Genomic DNA, 15,903 nt, shown 5'->3' on the forward strand with positions numbered 1-15,903 from the left:
GAGAGCACGCTGTGTCAAACCGCTACACTGTGGCGAGCGGCGACACCGCCAGCGCGATGCCGAGGACGAGCACCGGGTAGTCACGCCGGGCGAACGAAAGCGGCGGAAGCGTCGGGTTCCACGCGAAACAACGGGCCCGAAGGGCGACCGAGAGCCGGTCTGAGCGGTCAAGCGTCCGTTCGAGTGACCGGACGGCGAGCAGCCGAACGCGGTCCTGTAGCGAGCGGGCCTCGCCCCCACGAGCGTGGATTGCGTCGCGCACCTCCCGAACGTCCGCGAGTACAAGGGGGAACAGACGGACGACCAGCGCCATCCCGATGCCGAGGATCTGACCGGGCTTGCCGGGAATCAGGCGCTGGACCGCCGCTCGCGTGTCCCGGACCGGCGTCGACGTGAGGTAGGCGGCACTGACGAACAACACCGGGAGGATGCGCCCGACGTACAGCGCTGAGCGGAGCGCCGGTTCGACCCGAAACCACGGCGGGCCGAGCGCCACACCAGCGACGAACGGGGCCAGCGCTAACACGGCAAGGACGACCCGGTACGAGCGCAGGACGGCTAGCGGCGAGAGCCCGGCCGCCGCGAGCGTGCACAGCGCGAGCGCAGTCGTCCCGGCGAGCCACGGGAGGGTGGGATGCGCGACCGCGGCGATGGCGAGCCCGAACTGAACCAGCAGCTTCGACCGCGGGTCTAGCCGATGCGCAAACGTCGAGCCGGGTCGGTAGCTCAACATCGCGGATCTCGGATGCCGAGGTCCGGGAGGCTGTCGAGCGCTTCGGCTGGCGGCGCATCGAGAACGACCCGCCCCTCGTGCAGCGCAACGAGGCGGTCGGCCCGCTCATGGAGGTCCCGGAGGTCGTGTGTGACGACGATGATACCCGTTCCATCGGCGGCCAGCGCGTCGAGGTGATCGAGCACTGATTCTCTGGCCGGCCAGTCCAGCCCGACGAGTGGTTCATCGAGCACGAGGTAGTCAGGCTCCATGGCGAGCGCCCCGGCGATGGCGACGCGGGCTTGCTCGCCGCCGGAGAGGGCGTCGATACGGCTGTCAGCGGCACCGCCGAGGTCGACAGCGTCGAGCGCCGTTTCGACCCGGCGGTCGATCTCGGCCCTGTCGAGACCAAGGTTCTCCGGGCCGAAGGCCACGTCAGCGCCGACGGTCGCGGCGACGAACTGGTCGCGAGGGTGCTGGAACACCATGCCGATGCGCGTCCGGGCGACGACGGGGTCGTCCGTCACGTCGGTGCCGTCGACGGTGACGGTTCCAGAATCCGGTGTCAGCAAGGCGTTGAGATGCCGGACGAGCGTCGTCTTCCCGCTCCCGTTCGGCCCGACGAGCAGACAGTACTGGCCGTCGGGTATCGACAGCGAGAGTCCATCGAGGACATCGACATCGCCATACCGGTAGCGCAGGTCGCTGGCCTCGATCATCGACCGGCGAGGTACCCACCCTGCACGACGCCGACCGCGATACCGAGCTTCAGGAGGTCAAGCGGGATATACGGAGCCATCACGGCCGCAGCGCGGGCGAACGGCAGCCCGGTGACCACTGCCAGCCACGGGACGCCGATAGCGTAGACGACGGCGACTGCCGCGGCGAGGGCGACGACCTGCACCGGGACAGAGAGGTCAGCGACCGGTTTCGGTGTGAGGCTCCGGTGTGCGATAGCGCCGGCGACGACCGCACCGACGAGGAAGCCGACGAGGAAGCCGCCGGTCCCCTGCCCGGCAATGACATAGCCTAAGCCCGCGTTCGCGTTGGAGAACACCGGCGCGCCGGCGATACCGACAAGGACGTACAACAGCAGGGCGACACCGCCCCACAGCGGCCCCAGCAGTAGGCCGGCGAAGAACATCCCGAACGGCTGCAGCGAGAACGGCGGCAGCGTCCCCGGGAGCGGAATCGATATCTGTGCGAGCGCCGCGGTCAGCGCCGCGAGCAGCACCGCCTTGGTGAACCAGCCCACGGTGTCGTCATCAACGAGGTCGACGGATTGCTCTGTTGCCATGGGTCTCCCTCTCTCGTCAACCGAAATATAGCCAGTGGTTCACAGAACGGAGTCGCGACGGCCGCCCGCCGAACTCACTCGGCCGGCGTGACCCGAACGAGCACGTCGTCGCGCTCACGCGGGAACCCGTCGCCGGCCCGCCCGTCGCGGTTCGACGTGACGAGGAACAGCCCGCCGTCGGGCCCCTGCTCGACGTGACGAATCCGGCCGAGTTCGTCGGCCAGCAGAGAATGCGTCGTCGCAGTGTAGGCGTCATCGGTCCAGTCGGCATCGTACACCTCGGCGTCGTCTCCCGGTGGCAGGTCCTGACCGGCCGGCGTCAGCGTCGTTGCGAGGAGTTTCTGGCCTTTCAAGCCGCCGGTGAGCAGGCGGTTCCGGAGTGATGGAACAGCATCACCGGTGTAGAACAGCGAGCCGGAAGGAGCCCAGCCGCCGACGTTGCCCGTGTTTGCGAGCGGCCGCCGGACCTCCGGCCCGGCATCGAGATACTCCGCGTGTTCGCGAGTGTCGGGCCAGCCGTAGTAGCCCCCGGCTTCGAGGCGGTTGAGTTCGTCCCGTCCGGTCGGGCCGTGTTCGGAGGCGACGACGGTCCCGTCCGGGAGCCAGGCCAGCCCCTGAGGGTTCCGGTGGCCGTAGGTGAACACCCGCGGGTCGCCCCCCAGATCCGGGTTGCCGGGCGCGGGGTCGCCCGCAGGCGTCACGCGAAGGACCTTCCCGCCGGGCGAGTCGGTGTCGGCGGACAGTTCGCCGTCGCCCGCGTCCCCGGTCGTAATCCAGAGGTAGTTCTCGGGGCCGAACGTGAGCCGGCCGCCGTTGTGTATCTTGCTCCCGGGAATGTCGTCGACGAGGACGGACTCCGTGGCGGCCGGGTCCTCGGCCGAGACATCCATCGCGACGACCCGATTGAACCGCTCATCGTCCTCGGTCATCGTCGTGTAGTAGACGTACACCACCGGCGGGTCGGGGTAGGTCGGGTGTGCAGCGACGCCGAGCGTCCCGCCTTCACCGCCCGTTACCCACCAGCCGTCGTCGCTCGATTCCGCGTCGATGACCTCGGCTGGCTCGGTAACCGTCCGGACGCTGCCGTCGACAAACGAGAGGACGCGACCGACACGTTCAGTGAGAAACAGCGTTCCGTCCGCAGCAAACGAGAGGTCCCACGGGATTTCGAGATCCTCGATGAGTGGTTCGGTGGCGAGCGGCGTGTCTGTCGGGGACGTGGTCGGAGCCGTCCAGTCGGTGTCCGGTGCCTGGCTCCGCTCGTGGCTGACGGACACGTCGTAGCGGTCCAGCGTCCGAGCTTGGCCTGTCGTCGTTGTGGCTGTCGGCGTCGGGTCCGGAAAGTCGGTCTGCGTCTCGGACTCACCGCGACAGCCGGCCAGCCCGGCCGCGCCGAGTCCGGCAAGGGCGGCGAGATACTGGCGACGAGAGCTGGCGTCGCGGCTGGACTTTCGCATAGATTTCACTGACGGGTAAAGAAGAATAAAGATGTCGGAGACGGCCGGGTTAGCGAGCGGCAGCCGCGACGCGTTCTTTCTCTTCTTTCTGATTGACCGCGTAGGTCTGGACGTCGTCGTTGGCAGCACCGACGAGCTGCTGGGCGAGCGCCTCGGCGGCACTCGTGGTGGTCTTGAACGAGCCACCGTAGACGCCCTCGGCGAGGAACTTCAGGGCCTGGTCGACGCGGCGCTGTGGCGCGACGTCGACGGCCTTCGGGACCGAAATCCCACCGTATTTCAGCCGGACGGTCTCCTCTCGGGGGGCGCTGTTCTCGACCGCACTGACGAGCACCTGAATCGGGTTCTCGTCGGTGCGCTCGTGAACGATTTCGAACGCCTCAGTGACGATGGAGGTCGCAAGCTGTTTCTTGCCAGTGTTTTCGTCGGTCTGCATCAAGCGGTTGATCAGCCGTTCGACGATGCTGATCTCGCTTTTCTTGAACTGCTTGTCCGCGTGTCGCCCCATGGTGTGGGCGATCGGCGTGACGGTGATGTAGCGCTCGGTCGAGGGGTCGGCGTACTCGATGTCCGTGATTTCCCACTCGCCGAACAGCTTCGCACGGGCCGTCTCGGACTCGCTTTCCGCAGCCGCGTCAGCGTCAGCCTCGGGTGTGTCTTCGGCACTCATGGTTATCGGACCGGTTTCTCCGCGTTCCCGCGAACGAGTTCGATGAGAGAGACGCCGTTGACCTTCTCGACCTTGTAGTTGACACCGGAGAGGTCGCCCATCGCGCGGCCTTTCGCCCCGCCGATACCCGCGATCGTGACCTCGTCGTGCTCGTCGATGAAAGAGATAGCGCCGTCACCGGGACAGAATGCGGTGACCTGCTTACCGTTCTTGATGAGCTGGACGCGGACACACTTCCGGATAGCGGAGTTAGGCTGCTTGGCCTCGATTCCGACTTTCTCCAGTACGATACCTCGTCCCTGGGGCGCACCCTCGAGCGGGTCAGACTTCTTGCCCAGGCCGCGTTCGCGACGCGCGTAGTCAGTGTCAGACCACCGGTGCTTCTGGCGGTCCTTCTTGAGCTTGCGCGCGGCGTACTTGCCGTTCGCCATAGTAGGCACTGGTACCTTTCGGAGGTACTTAAGACTCCTCTTTCGGACTCAGCCGGTAGCGTCGCCGTGTGTGGCGTTCTATGGCATAGACCGATGAGGAAGTGCGGTAGATAACACTGAGAGAGTGCCACGACAACGACAAAGAGACTGTCAGCAAGGTGTATCGGTCGGTGTATGGCGCTCACGACAACACTCCCACCGGTCGCCGAGACCCACTCTCCGCGAGATCAGCCTCGCATCGGTGCTGACTGCCACTATCGGCTGCAGGCATTGCGATGGAGCCACCGCCCGAGAGTAGCGGGAGGCTACGCAGTCGTACAGCCGACGAGAGACATATCAGGGGCCACGAATGTCAGTGCCGAACTCCGTCAGGTCGGCAATAGCTCGCGCACACGCGGAATCAGGTGTGATAACTGGGCAGATGGTTTCTAGTACCGGCGATTAAGTTATTCAGACAGACCTGCGGGTAGGATCTATGAAACTCGAACAACGCCTCCCAGATATCGTCCGGCAAACGTATCTCCGGAAGTTGACGCTTATCATCCTCTGTATCGCCCTGCTCGTTGCAGGTGTCAGCGTCACTGCGGAACGGACGGTCGCAAACGAACTGACCGAACAGCGCGAGAACGAACTACAAACGGGTACCAGCCAGACGGCCACGACAACAGCAGACTGGGTCCGTAGCCAGCGAAACGCCGCTCGAACCCTCTCGACGCTGTCTGACGTTCAAGAGGGGAGTCCGACGATGATTCGTGGCGCGTTACAGCGGCAAGCGTTCTACCAGCCGGAGTCGGTGTATGCCATCCACTACGTTAACGAGGAAACGCTGGATATCAAGGAGTCGTCGCTGAGCGACCGCCGCGAGACGTCGCTCCGGACAGACGACTTCGAGTGGGAAGGTGGAAGCCTCTCGGTCACTGGGTCGAACTCCGTCGATATGTCGAAAGTGTACACCTACGACGGGGGGAAGTACATCGCCTTCGCGAGCCCGGTCGCCCGGAGCGACAAGCTGGTCGTCGTGGTCCACAACGTGACCGCGCGGACGGCTCAGTTCCGTAACTCGATTGAGGGCGGTGAAACGCGGATTGTCCGACAGGACGGGACGGTCCAGTTCGCCGAGGACGCATCGACTATCGGCACGCAGTACAACGTCTCTGCCAACCTGACCGCACTCACAGCAGGAGAAAGCGACGTGGCCCGGAGCGGACCGTATCTGGTCGCTGCGGAGTCTGTGGATGACACACCGTGGATCGTCGTCAAGCAGGCCCCGAAGTCGGCTGCTTTCGCGCTACGTGACAGTATTCAGGGGAGCTTCATCGCCATCATCGGCGTCTCACTGGCCGGGTTCGCTCTCATCGGCGTCCTCGTCGGCCGTGGCATCATGCAGTCACTCAGACGGCTCTCGGCACAGGCGGAAGCCCTCGCAGTGGGCAACTTCGACACCGACATCGAACAGTCTGACCGCCTCGACGAGGTCGGCGATGTACAGAACGCATTCTACGAAATGAAGACGTATCTCGATACCGTCGCCGCACAGGCCGACGCGCTCTCCAGACAGGCGTTCGACGACCCGGCGCTCGACAAGGACGTGCCCGGCCAACTCGGAGCGTCGTTATCGAGCATGCACGGCAACCTCGAATCGTTCATCAGCGACCTCGAACAGGCCCAGCAGGAGGCCGAAGCGTCCAAAGCGGAAGCCGAAGAGCTGGCTGGGACGCTCGAACAACAGGCCGAGGAGTTCTCGGCCGTAATGCGGAAAGCGGCCGATGGCGACCTCACGCAGCGCCTCGATACCGACACAGATAACGACGCGATGGCCAACATCGCCACCGCGTTCAACGATATGCTCGCCCAGCTCGGCCAGACAGTCATGCGTATCCGTGAGTTCGCCGACGACGTCGACGGGTCCGCCGACCAGATCACCGCAAGCGCCACCGAGGTCCGTAGCGCCAGCGAAGAGGTCAGTGAATCCGTCCAGGAGATCGCCGACGGCGCGGAGACGCAGTACGAAAACATCGAGGAGACGGCCGACGAGATGTCGGGCCTCTCCGCAACGGTCGAAGAGGTCGCAGCACAGGCCAACGAGGTTGCGGCTACGTCAGACGAGGCCGCCGATATCGGCGAAACCGGCAGTGAGCGTGCATCTGAGGCCATCGACGTGATGAACGACATCGAGACGCGGGCCGACGAAACAATCGACCGCGTCGAGTCACTCGACGAGGAGATGGAGCAGATCGGCGATATCGTCGACCTCATCGACGATATCGCAGAGCAGACGAACATGCTCGCGCTGAACGCCTCCATCGAGGCCGCCCGCGCCGGTGAGGCGGGTGAAGGGTTCGCCGTCGTCGCCGACGAAATCAAGGGCCTCGCACAGGAGACAACCGAAGCCACCGAGGAGGTCTCGACGGTTATCGAAGACGTGCAAGACACCACCGGTGACGCTGTAACCGACATCAGACAGATGGGTGACTCCGTCACTGACGGTATCGATACTGTCGACGACGCCATCGAATCGCTCGAGGCCATTGTCGACCGCGTCGAGGAAGTCAACGACGGCATTCAGTCCATTAGCGACGCCACCGACGAACAGGCCGCGACGACGGAGGAGGTCGTCGCAATGACCGACGAGGTCGGGACGATCAGCGAGGAAACCGCTTCCAGCGCTGAGAACGTCGCCGCCGCCGCTGAGGAACAGACCGCGACGATCAACGAAGTCACCAGCGGCATCCAATCCCTGTCCGATCAGGCCGGCGACCTCAGCGAACTCCTGCAGACGTTCGACGTCGATAGCGGAACCACACACAGCGATACCGACGTGTACGAACACGGAGCCGACGACTCGGCCGCTGGCGACGACTGAGCGCAGTCGCTCTCGGGTACGGTTTCGAAAACAGCGAGACGGCCGAATAGCCCCGTTCAGGTCAGTTCGATGCCGTCGATTTCGAAGTGTCGCTTGGCCAGTTGCCGGGCGGCATCGATGTTTCGCCCTTCACGACCGATTGCGGCCCCGCGATCCTCCTGTGCCACTTCGACGTAGGCGACGGTATCGTCGTTCTCCGAGACGGTGACGTTGTACACCGCGGCCGGTGCGAGCGCGTTGGCCACGAAGTCCTCGGCCGTCTCGGCGGCTTCGACGAGTTTGACCTCGCGGCCGAGGCGCTCTTCGACGCGCTCGACCGTCTGGCCGCCCGGGCCGATGGCGTCGGCCATCTCCCCGCGTTTGACCAGATACACCACCTGATCGTGGTCCTCGTCGACGACGCAATCCCGGACGGTGACGGCTGCCTCGTCCTCGAAGAGGGCGACCAGTCGACGTGCTTCGTCCGAGAGTTCGACCCGCATCAGTCCTGAGTCGTACCCATCCGGAGGTTGACGTCACCGGTGCCGAGCTTGATCGGCTTCCCGACGATGACGTTCTCCGTGACGCCGTCGAGCTCGTCGACCTCGCCGTGGATGGCGGCGTCGAGCAGGTGATTGACCGTCACCTCGAAGGCGGCACGGGCGAGCACGGAGTCTTTCGAGCCCGAGATGCCGTGGCGGCCGATGGACTCGATGGTCCCCTCGTTGGTCATGATGTCGGCCACGAGCATCAGGTGCCGGACGTTCACGTCGTCGAGCCCCTGTTCTTCGAGGGTGTTCATCGTCTCGTTGATGAGTGTCTCACGAGCCGCTTCGACGCCGAGTTCCCGGTAGATCTCGTGGATGTTGTTACACGTCGTCCGGGAGGCGTCGACGCCTTCGATGTCCAGCACTTCGCCGAAGTCCGACCCTTCGGTGTAGAGGACGAACTCCTCGCCGTTGTCGGTCTCCTCCTTGCGGATGACGACACGGGTGATCTCCTCGATCCCCTTGAAGACGATTTCCCGTAGCTCCTCGACCAGCTGTAGCAGGTCGCGGTAGCTGGGTTCCTCCGGACCGAACTCGATGACCGTCCCGACCTGCCGGGTCGAGACGCCGAGGTTCGACTCGATGGTCTCGGCGATCTCCTCGGCGATGGCGTCCGTGTCGTTGACCGTCGGCCACCGCTCCAGCAGGGTGTCCTCGTTTAAGTCGATCTCGACGAGCATGTCCGCGACATTCGTCGAGATATCGCCGAGCGCGAGGATACGCGTCGCCTCGATCTTCCAGACGACCTCGTGAGCGCGCTCGCGGTCGTCCGCGTACTCCTCGTCGAGGTGGACCGTCATCATCGGCGTGTCCGGCGTCTTCCGGGCGTCCACCAGCTCGATGAGCCGCGGCAGGCCCTGGGTCACGTCGATCTCGGCGACCCCCGCGTAGTGGAACGTGTTCATCGTCATCTGCGTTCCCGGTTCGCCGATGGACTGGGCCGAGACGGTCCCGACCGGGTCCAGCGGGTCGACACGGGTGTCGAGGTAGCGTGACTCGACGGCCTTGGCGATGCGGTCGGCGTCGTCGACGCCGACGCCCCGTTCCTCGACGGTGCTGTACACTTCGTTTTTCAGCCGTCGCGGCAGCTCAGTGTCCTCGACGACGGCCTCGATGTCTGCTGATACGTCGTGTGCTGTCATTGTTAGTCGTCACCCTCGGCCATCCACCAGTCGTCGGCGTGCTCCGAGAGGTTGGTCCGCTCGGTCCGCGTGCCGAGGAAGCTCTCTTTTTGCTTCTCGCTCTCGAACTCCTCGTCGAGGACGCTGTCGGCGATCTGCTCGACATCGACGGCGTCGCCCTCCTGGCTGGAGGAGACATCGACCGGCGACGTGCCATCTTCGCCGAATTCGAACTGGACGATAGTGTCGCTTGTGTCCCGGACGGTGCCGTCGTACTGCGTTTCGAGTTCGGACAGCGCGTTGATGAGCCGGCGCTGCAGGTACCCGGACTTCGACGTCCGGACGGCCGTGTCGACCAGGCCCTCGCGGCCGCCCATCGCGTGGAAGAAGAACTCCTTCGGGCCGAGCCCGGAGCGGTAGGAGGCCTCCACGAAGCCGTGGGCGTCCGCCGAGAGGTCGTTCTCCTCGAAGTGTGAGAGCGTACGGTTCTCGTAGCCGCGGTTGATCCGCTCACCACGGACTGCCTGCTGGCCGACACAGCCGGCCATCTGGGTCAGGTTCAGCATCGAGCCACGCGCACCGGACTCGGCCATGATGACGGCCGGGTTGTCCTCGCCGAAGTGGTCTTCGGCGATGTCACCGGCTGAGTCACGGGCCTTGCCCAGCGTCTGCATGATCTTCATCTCCAGGGTCTCGTCGACGGTTCGGCCCGGCAGCGATTCGAGTTCGCCCCGGTCGTAGGTCTCGATGAGTTCCTCGACGCGGTCGTACGCGCTGTCGATGGCGTCGTTGATCTGCTCCTCCGCTTCACGCGGGATGGACTCGTCGTCGATGCTGATGGAGAAGCCGAAGTGCATGATCGACCGCATCGCCAGCGCCGAGACCTCGTTGACCAGAATCCGGGCACGGGTCCGCGAGTAGTCCTTGGCGATGGTGTCGACAATCTCGCCGCCGAAGGCCCCGACGGCGTCCTCGTCGATGGTGCCGCCGGTCATCTGGCCGTCCTCGACGACGACGGTGTCGCCAGCCGAAGAGGTGAATTCGAGGTTCAGGTCGTCTGGCAGCAGTTCCGAGAACAGCGACCGGCCGGTCCAGTACTCCTCGCCGTCCTCGTCGATGCCGTCTGCCTCGGGCAATTCGTCGATTCGCGTCGCCCGGAGCAGGTCCAGCGCCTGCGTCTCATTGAACTTCGGATTCGTGTGGGTCAGCAGGTAGGTCCCGCTGATGTGGTCCTGAATCGCGCCGATGATGTTCTCGCCGAAGCGCGGGGAGAGCATCTGTTCCTGCACGCGCATGAGGACGCGGGCTTCGGCCCGGGCCTCCTCGTTCTGGAGGGCGTGCATGTTCATCTCGTCCCCGTCGAAGTCAGCGTTATACGGCGGACAGACCGTCGTGTTCAGCCGGAACGTCTTGTACGGCATCACGACGACCTCGTGGGCCATGATGGACATCCGGTGCAGCGACGGCTGGCGGTTGAAGATGATGATGTCACCGTCGACCAGATGGCGGGACACTTCCCACTCCGGTTCGACCTTCTCCGCGAGTTCCTCGCAGTTCTTCTCGGTCACCTTCAGTCGGCGGCCGTCGGGCCGTTTGACGTAGTTCGCGCCGGGGTGGGCCTCGGGGCCGTTGGAGACGTAGCGGCGGGCCTCTTCGAGGTTCCGGTCGGTGACGTTCATCGTCTGTGTCATCTCCTTTGCGACCCGGTCCGGCACACCGACCTCGTTCAGCGAGAGCGTCGGGTCCGGCGAGATGACGGTACGAGCCGAGAAGTTCACACGCTTCCCGGACAGCGAGCCACGGAAGCGCCCCTCCTTGCCTTTCAGGCGCTGGGAGAGGGTCTTCAGCGGGCGGCCGGAGCGGTGTCGCGCCGGCGGTGTGCCCGAAATCTCGTTGTCCATGAACGTGGTGACGTGGTACTGCAGCAGCTCCCAGAGGTCCTCGATAATCAGCTGTGGCGCACCCGCCTCGCGGTTCTCCATGAACCGCTGGTTGATGCGGATGATGTCCACGAGCTTGTGGGTGAGGTCGTCCTCGGAGCGCTGGCCGTTGTCCAGCGTAATCGACGGGCGGGCCGTCACCGGCGGCACCGGCAGCACCGTCAGAATCATCCACTCAGGGCGGGAGCGGGCCGGCTTCATTCCCAGCACTTCGATGTCCTGGTCGGGGATGTCCTCGAACCAGTCCCGGATGTCGCTGGGCATGAGCTTGTTCATGTCCTCCTCGGTCAGGTCGACCGACAGCGCCTTCTCCAGGGCGCGGCGGTCCTCCTGCCGGGGGCGGAACTCGCCGCTGAGGATCTCCTGGACGCGGCTGCTGTCGATGCCGGTCTCCTCGGAGAGGTCAATCGGCGAGATCGGGTCCTCGGCCTCTTCCATCGCGGCGGCGATCCGCTCGGGGTAGTCCGAGGCCAGCACGTCCTGGACCTCGTAGTAGGTGGTCGGCTTCTCGTGTTTGATGTCGTACTGCTTCTCGCCACAGAACGGACAGCGGTCCTTCTTGCGGGCCTGCCGGATGGCGGCCTTGGTCACGTCGTTGAGGTCGCGACCGAGGTCCTGGGTCCGGGTCAGCCGGTCGTCGAACTCCTCGCGCTCGTGCTCGTCGAGACAGAGCCGGGAGCAGTCCCGGCAGGTCCCGCGCAGCAGGCGGCGGATGAGCTTCGCGAAGCCGACGTGGATGACGGGCGCGGCGAGTTCGATGTGGCCGAAGTGGCCGTTACACGACCCGCTGTGTTTCCCGCAGGTCTTGCACTCCAGTCCGGGGTCGATGACGCCCAGACGGGGGTCCATCAGCCCCATATCGATGGGGAAGCCGTCGTCGTCGTACGTGTCGGCCGTAATGACCTTCGTGGCCGACATCTCGCGGTACTCCTCGGGGTCCATCAGCCCGAAGCTGAGCTGACCGATTTCCTGGGGTGTCTGTTGTGAGCTCATACTGCGTCCTCCAGTTCGATCCGCGGCGCGATACCGAGCGCCTTCATCTCGTCGAGCAGGAGCTTGAACGCGTAGGACATCTCGACCTCGTGGATGTCCGTCTCCTCCTCGCAGTTCGGACAGTAGATGCGCCGTTGCTCGACGTTCTCGACAGCGGTCATCCCACACTGCCCGCAGACGTTGATCCACTCGCGGTCGGATTCATCGAGCAGACGCTCCTTGAGCGCCATCGCTGCGCCGTGCCCGATGAGCACGTCCCGCTCCATCTCACCCACACGGAGGCCACCCTCGCGGGCGCGCCCTTCCGTCGGCTGGCGGGTGAGCACCTGCACCGGCCCGCGCGAGCGGGCGTGCAGCTTGTTCGAGACCATGTGGTACAGCTTCTGGTAGAAAATGTCGCCGACGAAGATTTCGGCGTCGATCTTCTCGCCGGTGACGCCGGAGTACATCGTCTCCTTGCCGGAGGAATCGAAACCGTGCTCTTCGAGCGAGCCACGGAGTTCCTCCTCGTCCTCGCCGGTGAAGGCGGTACCGTCGACGCGCCGGCCTTCGAGTGCGCCGACTTTCCCGCCGATCATCTCCAGAATGTGCCCGACGGTCATCCGCGACGGCAGCGCGTGCGGATTGATGATGAGGTCCGGGACGACGCCCTCCTCGGTGAAGGGCATGTCTTCCTGGGGTGCGATGTGGCCGACGACACCCTTCTGGCCGTGCCGCGAAGCGAACTTGTCCCCGAGTTCGGGGATGCGTTCGTCACGCACGGAGACCTTCGAGAGCTTCGAGCCGTCCTCGCCTTCCATCAGCGTTACCGTGTCCACGACGCCGGATTCGCCCGAGCGCATCGTGACGCTCGTCTCCCGGCGCTTCTGCGGTGACAGACCGCCCATGTCGTCCGGCTCTTCGAGGAACCGGGGCGGGCTGGTCTTCCCGAGCAGGACGGCGTTCTCGCCGACCTTCGTCTCTGGATTCACGAGGCCGTCGTCGTCGAGGTGTGTGTACGCTTCCTCGCCGCGTGCGCCGCGGACCTCGTCGTCTGGAATCTCGAAGCGGTCCTCTTGACCGCCGGGGTAGCGCCGTTCCTCGCCCTCGTAGGTGCGGAAGAAGTGCGAGCGGGCGAGCGCGCGGTCGACCGACCCCTGGTTCATCACGAGTGCGTCCTCGATGTTGAACCCCTCGTAGCTCATGACGGCGACGACGAAGTTCTGTGCCGCTGGGCGGTCGTCGTAGCCGATCTGTTCGGTGGTCTGTGTCTTGACCATCGACAGCTGCGGGTAGTGCAGCAGGTGCTGGCGCGTGTCCGGGCGAATCCGGTAGTTCGCCGACGGCAGGCCAAGCGACTGCTTGATCATCCCCGACCCCATCGTAATCCGGGGCGAGGCGTTGTGTTCGGGGTACGGAATCATCCCCGCGCCGATACCGAACATCAGCTGCGGGTCGACTTCCAGGTGCGTGTGGTTCTCTGTGAGTTCGTCCTCGTCGACGCCGACGAGGATATCCTCCTCTTCCTCGGCGTCGATGAACTCGACGAGGCCGCGTTCGACGAGTTCTTCGAACTCCAGTTCGCCCTCTTTGACCTGCTCGACCTCCTCGTCGGTCATCAGCGGCTCGCCGTCCTCGACGACCAGCAGCGGGCGTCGGGCACGGCCGGCGTCGGCGTTGATGATGACTTCCCCGGTCCGGTTCTTCACCGAGACGTTGACCATCTGGGAGACATCACCCCGTCGTCGCGCCTGTCGTACCTGTTCTGCGAGCTGTTCCGGGTCGGGGTGTGTGCCGACCAGACTACCGTTTACGTATACCTTGGCTTCGCGTCCCTGACTCATGTTAATCGTCCGCGGGCTGCTGTTCGATCGACTCGATACCGGGGATGCCCTGAACCCCCATCTCGGCAAGCTCCTGTTTGAGACCCTGTGGGTCCGATACGTCCTGTGACAGCTCCATCGCCTGGGCGAAGTTCTTCACCAGCCCACAGTTGGGGCCTTCAGGCGTCTCGGAGGGACAGATGCGACCCCACTGGGTCGCGTGCAGGTCCCGTGCCTCGAAGTGAGGCTGGGAACGACTGAGCGGCGAGCGCAGTCGACGGAGGTGTGACAGCACTCCCATAAAGTCGGTCCGGTCGACCAGCTGGCTCACGCCAGAGCGGCCGCCGACCCAGTTCCCCGTCGCAATCGGGTGTTCGAGCCGCTCGGTCAGCACGTCCGAGCGAACGACCGTCGAAACAGAGAGCTGACGGTTCCGCATATTGGCCCGTTCGAGCTGGTATTTCACGTCCCGGGCGAGCTTGTTCAGCGCCGTCCGGAACAGGTCGGTCATCAGGTCGCCGCTGACCTTCAGCCGCTTGTTGGCGTAGTGGTCCTTGTCGTCGGATTCGCGTCGTTCGAGTGCCAGTTCGAAGCACGCTTCGGCCATCCGGCAGAGGTAGAACGCCTTGTTGATTCGGACTTCCTCTTCCTCGACGCCTTCCTCGTGTAGATGCGGGAGGAGATAGCGGTCGATAACGTAGTTGGCCCGTTTGAGCTGGTAGTTCTTGCCCTGTCCGGAGGCGACACGCTTGCCCAGCGTCTCGATGGCTTCCTCGGTCGTCTGGACCTCGGCCTCCTCTAGATTCTCCAGCATGAACTTCACGATTTCCGGGTCCTCGCTGACGCGGTGGACGATCTCCTCGTCCGATTCGAGCCCGAGCGCGCGGACCAGCGTCACGAAGTCGATACTGCCCGAGACGGACGGGAACGAGACTTCGAGCAGCCCGTCTCGCGTCCGTTCACACAGCACCAGAGCACGGTACCCGCGGCGCTGGGAGAACGTCTTGGCGACCTGCACCTCGTCGCCGTACTTGGTGTCGTACTCGGCCAGAATCTTGTTCGGGGCGAGGTCCTCGCTGGTCATCAGCACCCGCTCGGAGCCGTTGACACAGAAGTAGCCACCGGGGTCTGCGGGGTCCTCGCCGATGTCGATGAGCTCCTCGTCGGTGAAGCCCGCGATGTTGCACTTGTTCGACCCGACCATGATGGGCATCCGCCCGATCTTGGTCTCGGTCCGGTCGACGACTTCCTCCGGTTCCTCCTCGCCACCGCGGACGATGGCCATCTCCATGAACACCGGTGCGGAGTAGGTGATGTTGCGGAGGCGGGCTTCCTGCGGGTACAGCAGTTCCTCGCTGCCGTCGGCCTCGCGGACCCGCGGGGTGACGACGCGGACGTCGCCCAGTTCGACCCACACCGGTTCCTGCCCTTCTTTGTCACCGATATCGGTCTCGATGGTCTCTTTCTCGTCGACGACCTGCTGCATCCCTCGGTCGAGGAAGGCGTTGAAAGAGCGGAAGTGGTGTTCGGCGAGCCGTTCCTTGGCGAAATACTCACGCGATATAGCGCGGCGATCTTGTGTGTTCATTATTCTACCACCAGTCGATAGACAACTGCGGTGTCGGTCGTCCGGGAGTCACGTTCGATCCGAACCACGTCACCGACTTCGGCGTCATCGGGCAGCGCCTTGTCGGTGCGCTTGATTTTCGGAAGGTCCGTCTTCTTGATGTCATACTCCGTGAGTACTGCTTCGAGGTCGTCCTCGTCGACGACACTGTGGTCTGGGACGAGGTCGTGTTGACTTACATCTACCATGTGTGTGCGTGTGCGTTTGGCCTGCTGCTGGAGAAGGTGGCTGTCACGAGATACTACAGGGCCATACCGCCGGGGCGCATATAACACTTGCCAAGTCGCTCTGCCGTGGCTATCGGACCCGCCCACCCTCACGAACTGCGGGCGTGTTTGCTCCTACCACTCACATGAATCAGGCCGGACATAGAACTTTGGGTCCCGTCATGTGCACTCATCCCGGGGCGGATTTCTTTGGAAAGTCTTAATACCGACACCAAGGTACGAAGAAATGCAACGAA

13 protein-coding genes are annotated in these 15,903 nt (G+C 64.3%); 1 reads left to right on the forward strand and 12 read right to left on the reverse strand.

All coding sequences use genetic code 11. The features are described 5' to 3' along the window. Positions 1 to 22: 22 nt before the first annotated feature. The 6 genes from C437_RS03185 to C437_RS03210 form a co-directional block, all read right to left on the reverse strand. Entirely contained in the window at positions 23 to 733 is a 711-nt protein-coding gene (locus C437_RS03185) for an energy-coupling factor transporter transmembrane component T family protein (protein ID WP_004515435.1), read from the reverse strand. Next, positions 727 to 1,431: an energy-coupling factor ABC transporter ATP-binding protein gene (locus C437_RS03190; RefSeq protein ID WP_004515436.1), complete on the reverse strand. Its 705-nt coding sequence runs from the start codon at positions 1,429 to 1,431 to the stop codon at positions 727 to 729. Before C437_RS03190 ends, C437_RS03185 begins: the two co-directional genes overlap by 7 nt. After that, complete coding sequence (locus tag C437_RS03195) at positions 1,428 to 2,009, reverse strand: biotin transporter BioY (RefSeq protein ID WP_004515437.1); 582 nt, start codon at positions 2,007 to 2,009, stop codon at positions 1,428 to 1,430. Before C437_RS03195 ends, C437_RS03190 begins: the two co-directional genes overlap by 4 nt. 74 nt (positions 2,010 to 2,083) lie before the next feature. Further along, on the reverse strand, positions 2,084 to 3,466 hold the full coding sequence (locus C437_RS03200; RefSeq protein WP_004515438.1) for a PQQ-dependent sugar dehydrogenase: 1,383 nt from the start codon (positions 3,464 to 3,466) through the stop codon (positions 2,084 to 2,086). A gap of 49 nt (positions 3,467 to 3,515) precedes the next feature. Continuing rightward, the gene (locus C437_RS03205; RefSeq protein WP_004515439.1) at positions 3,516 to 4,136 is read right to left on the reverse strand and encodes a 30S ribosomal protein S7; all 621 of its coding nucleotides are present in this window, start codon (positions 4,134 to 4,136) and stop codon (positions 3,516 to 3,518) included. Positions 4,137 to 4,138: 2 nt separating this feature from the next. Next, entirely contained in the window at positions 4,139 to 4,567 is a 429-nt protein-coding gene (locus C437_RS03210) for a 30S ribosomal protein S12 (protein ID WP_004515440.1), read from the reverse strand. A gap of 475 nt (positions 4,568 to 5,042) precedes the next feature. Between C437_RS03210 and C437_RS03215 the strand changes: the two genes are divergently transcribed. Further along, positions 5,043 to 7,430, forward strand: a complete 2,388-nt coding sequence (locus C437_RS03215; RefSeq protein ID WP_004515441.1) for a methyl-accepting chemotaxis protein — start codon at positions 5,043 to 5,045, stop codon at positions 7,428 to 7,430. Between the two features lie 56 nt (positions 7,431 to 7,486). Here the strand turns inward: C437_RS03215 and C437_RS03220 are convergent, their stop codons facing one another. From C437_RS03220 to C437_RS03245, 6 genes are read right to left on the reverse strand one after another with little or no spacing between them, the layout of a single operon-like run. Further along, on the reverse strand, positions 7,487 to 7,912 hold the full coding sequence (locus tag C437_RS03220; RefSeq protein ID WP_004515442.1) for a NusA-like transcription termination signal-binding factor: 426 nt from the start codon (positions 7,910 to 7,912) through the stop codon (positions 7,487 to 7,489). Then, positions 7,912 to 9,099, reverse strand: a complete 1,188-nt coding sequence (rpoA2, locus tag C437_RS03225) for a DNA-directed RNA polymerase subunit A'' (RefSeq protein ID WP_004515443.1) — start codon at positions 9,097 to 9,099, stop codon at positions 7,912 to 7,914. Before rpoA2 ends, C437_RS03220 begins: the two co-directional genes overlap by 1 nt. 2 nt (positions 9,100 to 9,101) lie before the next feature. Further along, on the reverse strand, positions 9,102 to 12,011 hold the full coding sequence (locus C437_RS03230) for a DNA-directed RNA polymerase subunit A' (RefSeq protein ID WP_004515444.1): 2,910 nt from the start codon (positions 12,009 to 12,011) through the stop codon (positions 9,102 to 9,104). Next, on the reverse strand, positions 12,008 to 13,834 hold the full coding sequence (gene rpoB, locus C437_RS03235; protein ID WP_004515445.1) for a DNA-directed RNA polymerase subunit B: 1,827 nt from the start codon (positions 13,832 to 13,834) through the stop codon (positions 12,008 to 12,010). Before rpoB ends, C437_RS03230 begins: the two co-directional genes overlap by 4 nt. A gap of 1 nt (position 13,835) precedes the next feature. Next, a complete protein-coding gene (locus tag C437_RS03240; RefSeq protein WP_004515446.1) occupies positions 13,836 to 15,401 on the reverse strand; it encodes a DNA-directed RNA polymerase subunit B'' in 1,566 nt (521 codons plus the stop codon). Further along, positions 15,401 to 15,628 carry a DNA-directed RNA polymerase subunit H gene (locus C437_RS03245; RefSeq protein WP_004515447.1) on the reverse strand — a complete coding sequence of 76 codons (228 nt, stop codon included), beginning with the start codon at positions 15,626 to 15,628 and terminating at the stop codon, positions 15,401 to 15,403. The genes C437_RS03240 and C437_RS03245 overlap by 1 nt, the downstream gene beginning before the upstream one ends. Between the last annotated feature and the right edge of the window lie 275 nt (positions 15,629 to 15,903).

It is taken from the genome of Haloarcula vallismortis ATCC 29715 (genome assembly GCF_000337775.1).
GTDB classification, from domain to species: domain Archaea; phylum Halobacteriota; class Halobacteria; order Halobacteriales; family Haloarculaceae; genus Haloarcula; species Haloarcula vallismortis.

Bases quoted from the DNA above. Each gene is read 5' to 3' on its own strand.
- C437_RS03190 (WP_004515436.1), bottom strand. From the start codon at position 1,431: ATGATCGAGGCCAGCGACCTGCGCTACCGGTATGGCGATGTCGATGTC.
- C437_RS03215 (WP_004515441.1), top strand. From the start codon at position 5,043: ATGAAACTCGAACAACGCCTCCCAGATATCGTCCGGCAAACGTATCTC.
- rpoA2 (WP_004515443.1), bottom strand. From the start codon at position 9,099: ATGACAGCACACGACGTATCAGCAGACATCGAGGCCGTCGTCGAGGAC.
- C437_RS03185 (WP_004515435.1), bottom strand. From the start codon at position 733: ATGTTGAGCTACCGACCCGGCTCGACGTTTGCGCATCGGCTAGACCCG.
- rpoB (WP_004515445.1), bottom strand. From the start codon at position 13,834: ATGAGTCAGGGACGCGAAGCCAAGGTATACGTAAACGGTAGTCTGGTC.
- C437_RS03200 (WP_004515438.1), bottom strand. From the start codon at position 3,466: ATGCGAAAGTCCAGCCGCGACGCCAGCTCTCGTCGCCAGTATCTCGCC.
- C437_RS03210 (WP_004515440.1), bottom strand. From the start codon at position 4,567: ATGGCGAACGGCAAGTACGCCGCGCGCAAGCTCAAGAAGGACCGCCAG.
- C437_RS03240 (WP_004515446.1), bottom strand. From the start codon at position 15,401: ATGAACACACAAGATCGCCGCGCTATATCGCGTGAGTATTTCGCCAAG.
- C437_RS03195 (WP_004515437.1), bottom strand. From the start codon at position 2,009: ATGGCAACAGAGCAATCCGTCGACCTCGTTGATGACGACACCGTGGGC.
- C437_RS03220 (WP_004515442.1), bottom strand. From the start codon at position 7,912: ATGCGGGTCGAACTCTCGGACGAAGCACGTCGACTGGTCGCCCTCTTC.
- C437_RS03245 (WP_004515447.1), bottom strand. From the start codon at position 15,628: ATGGTAGATGTAAGTCAACACGACCTCGTCCCAGACCACAGTGTCGTC.
- C437_RS03205 (WP_004515439.1), bottom strand. From the start codon at position 4,136: ATGAGTGCCGAAGACACACCCGAGGCTGACGCTGACGCGGCTGCGGAA.
- C437_RS03230 (WP_004515444.1), bottom strand. From the start codon at position 12,011: ATGAGCTCACAACAGACACCCCAGGAAATCGGTCAGCTCAGCTTCGGG.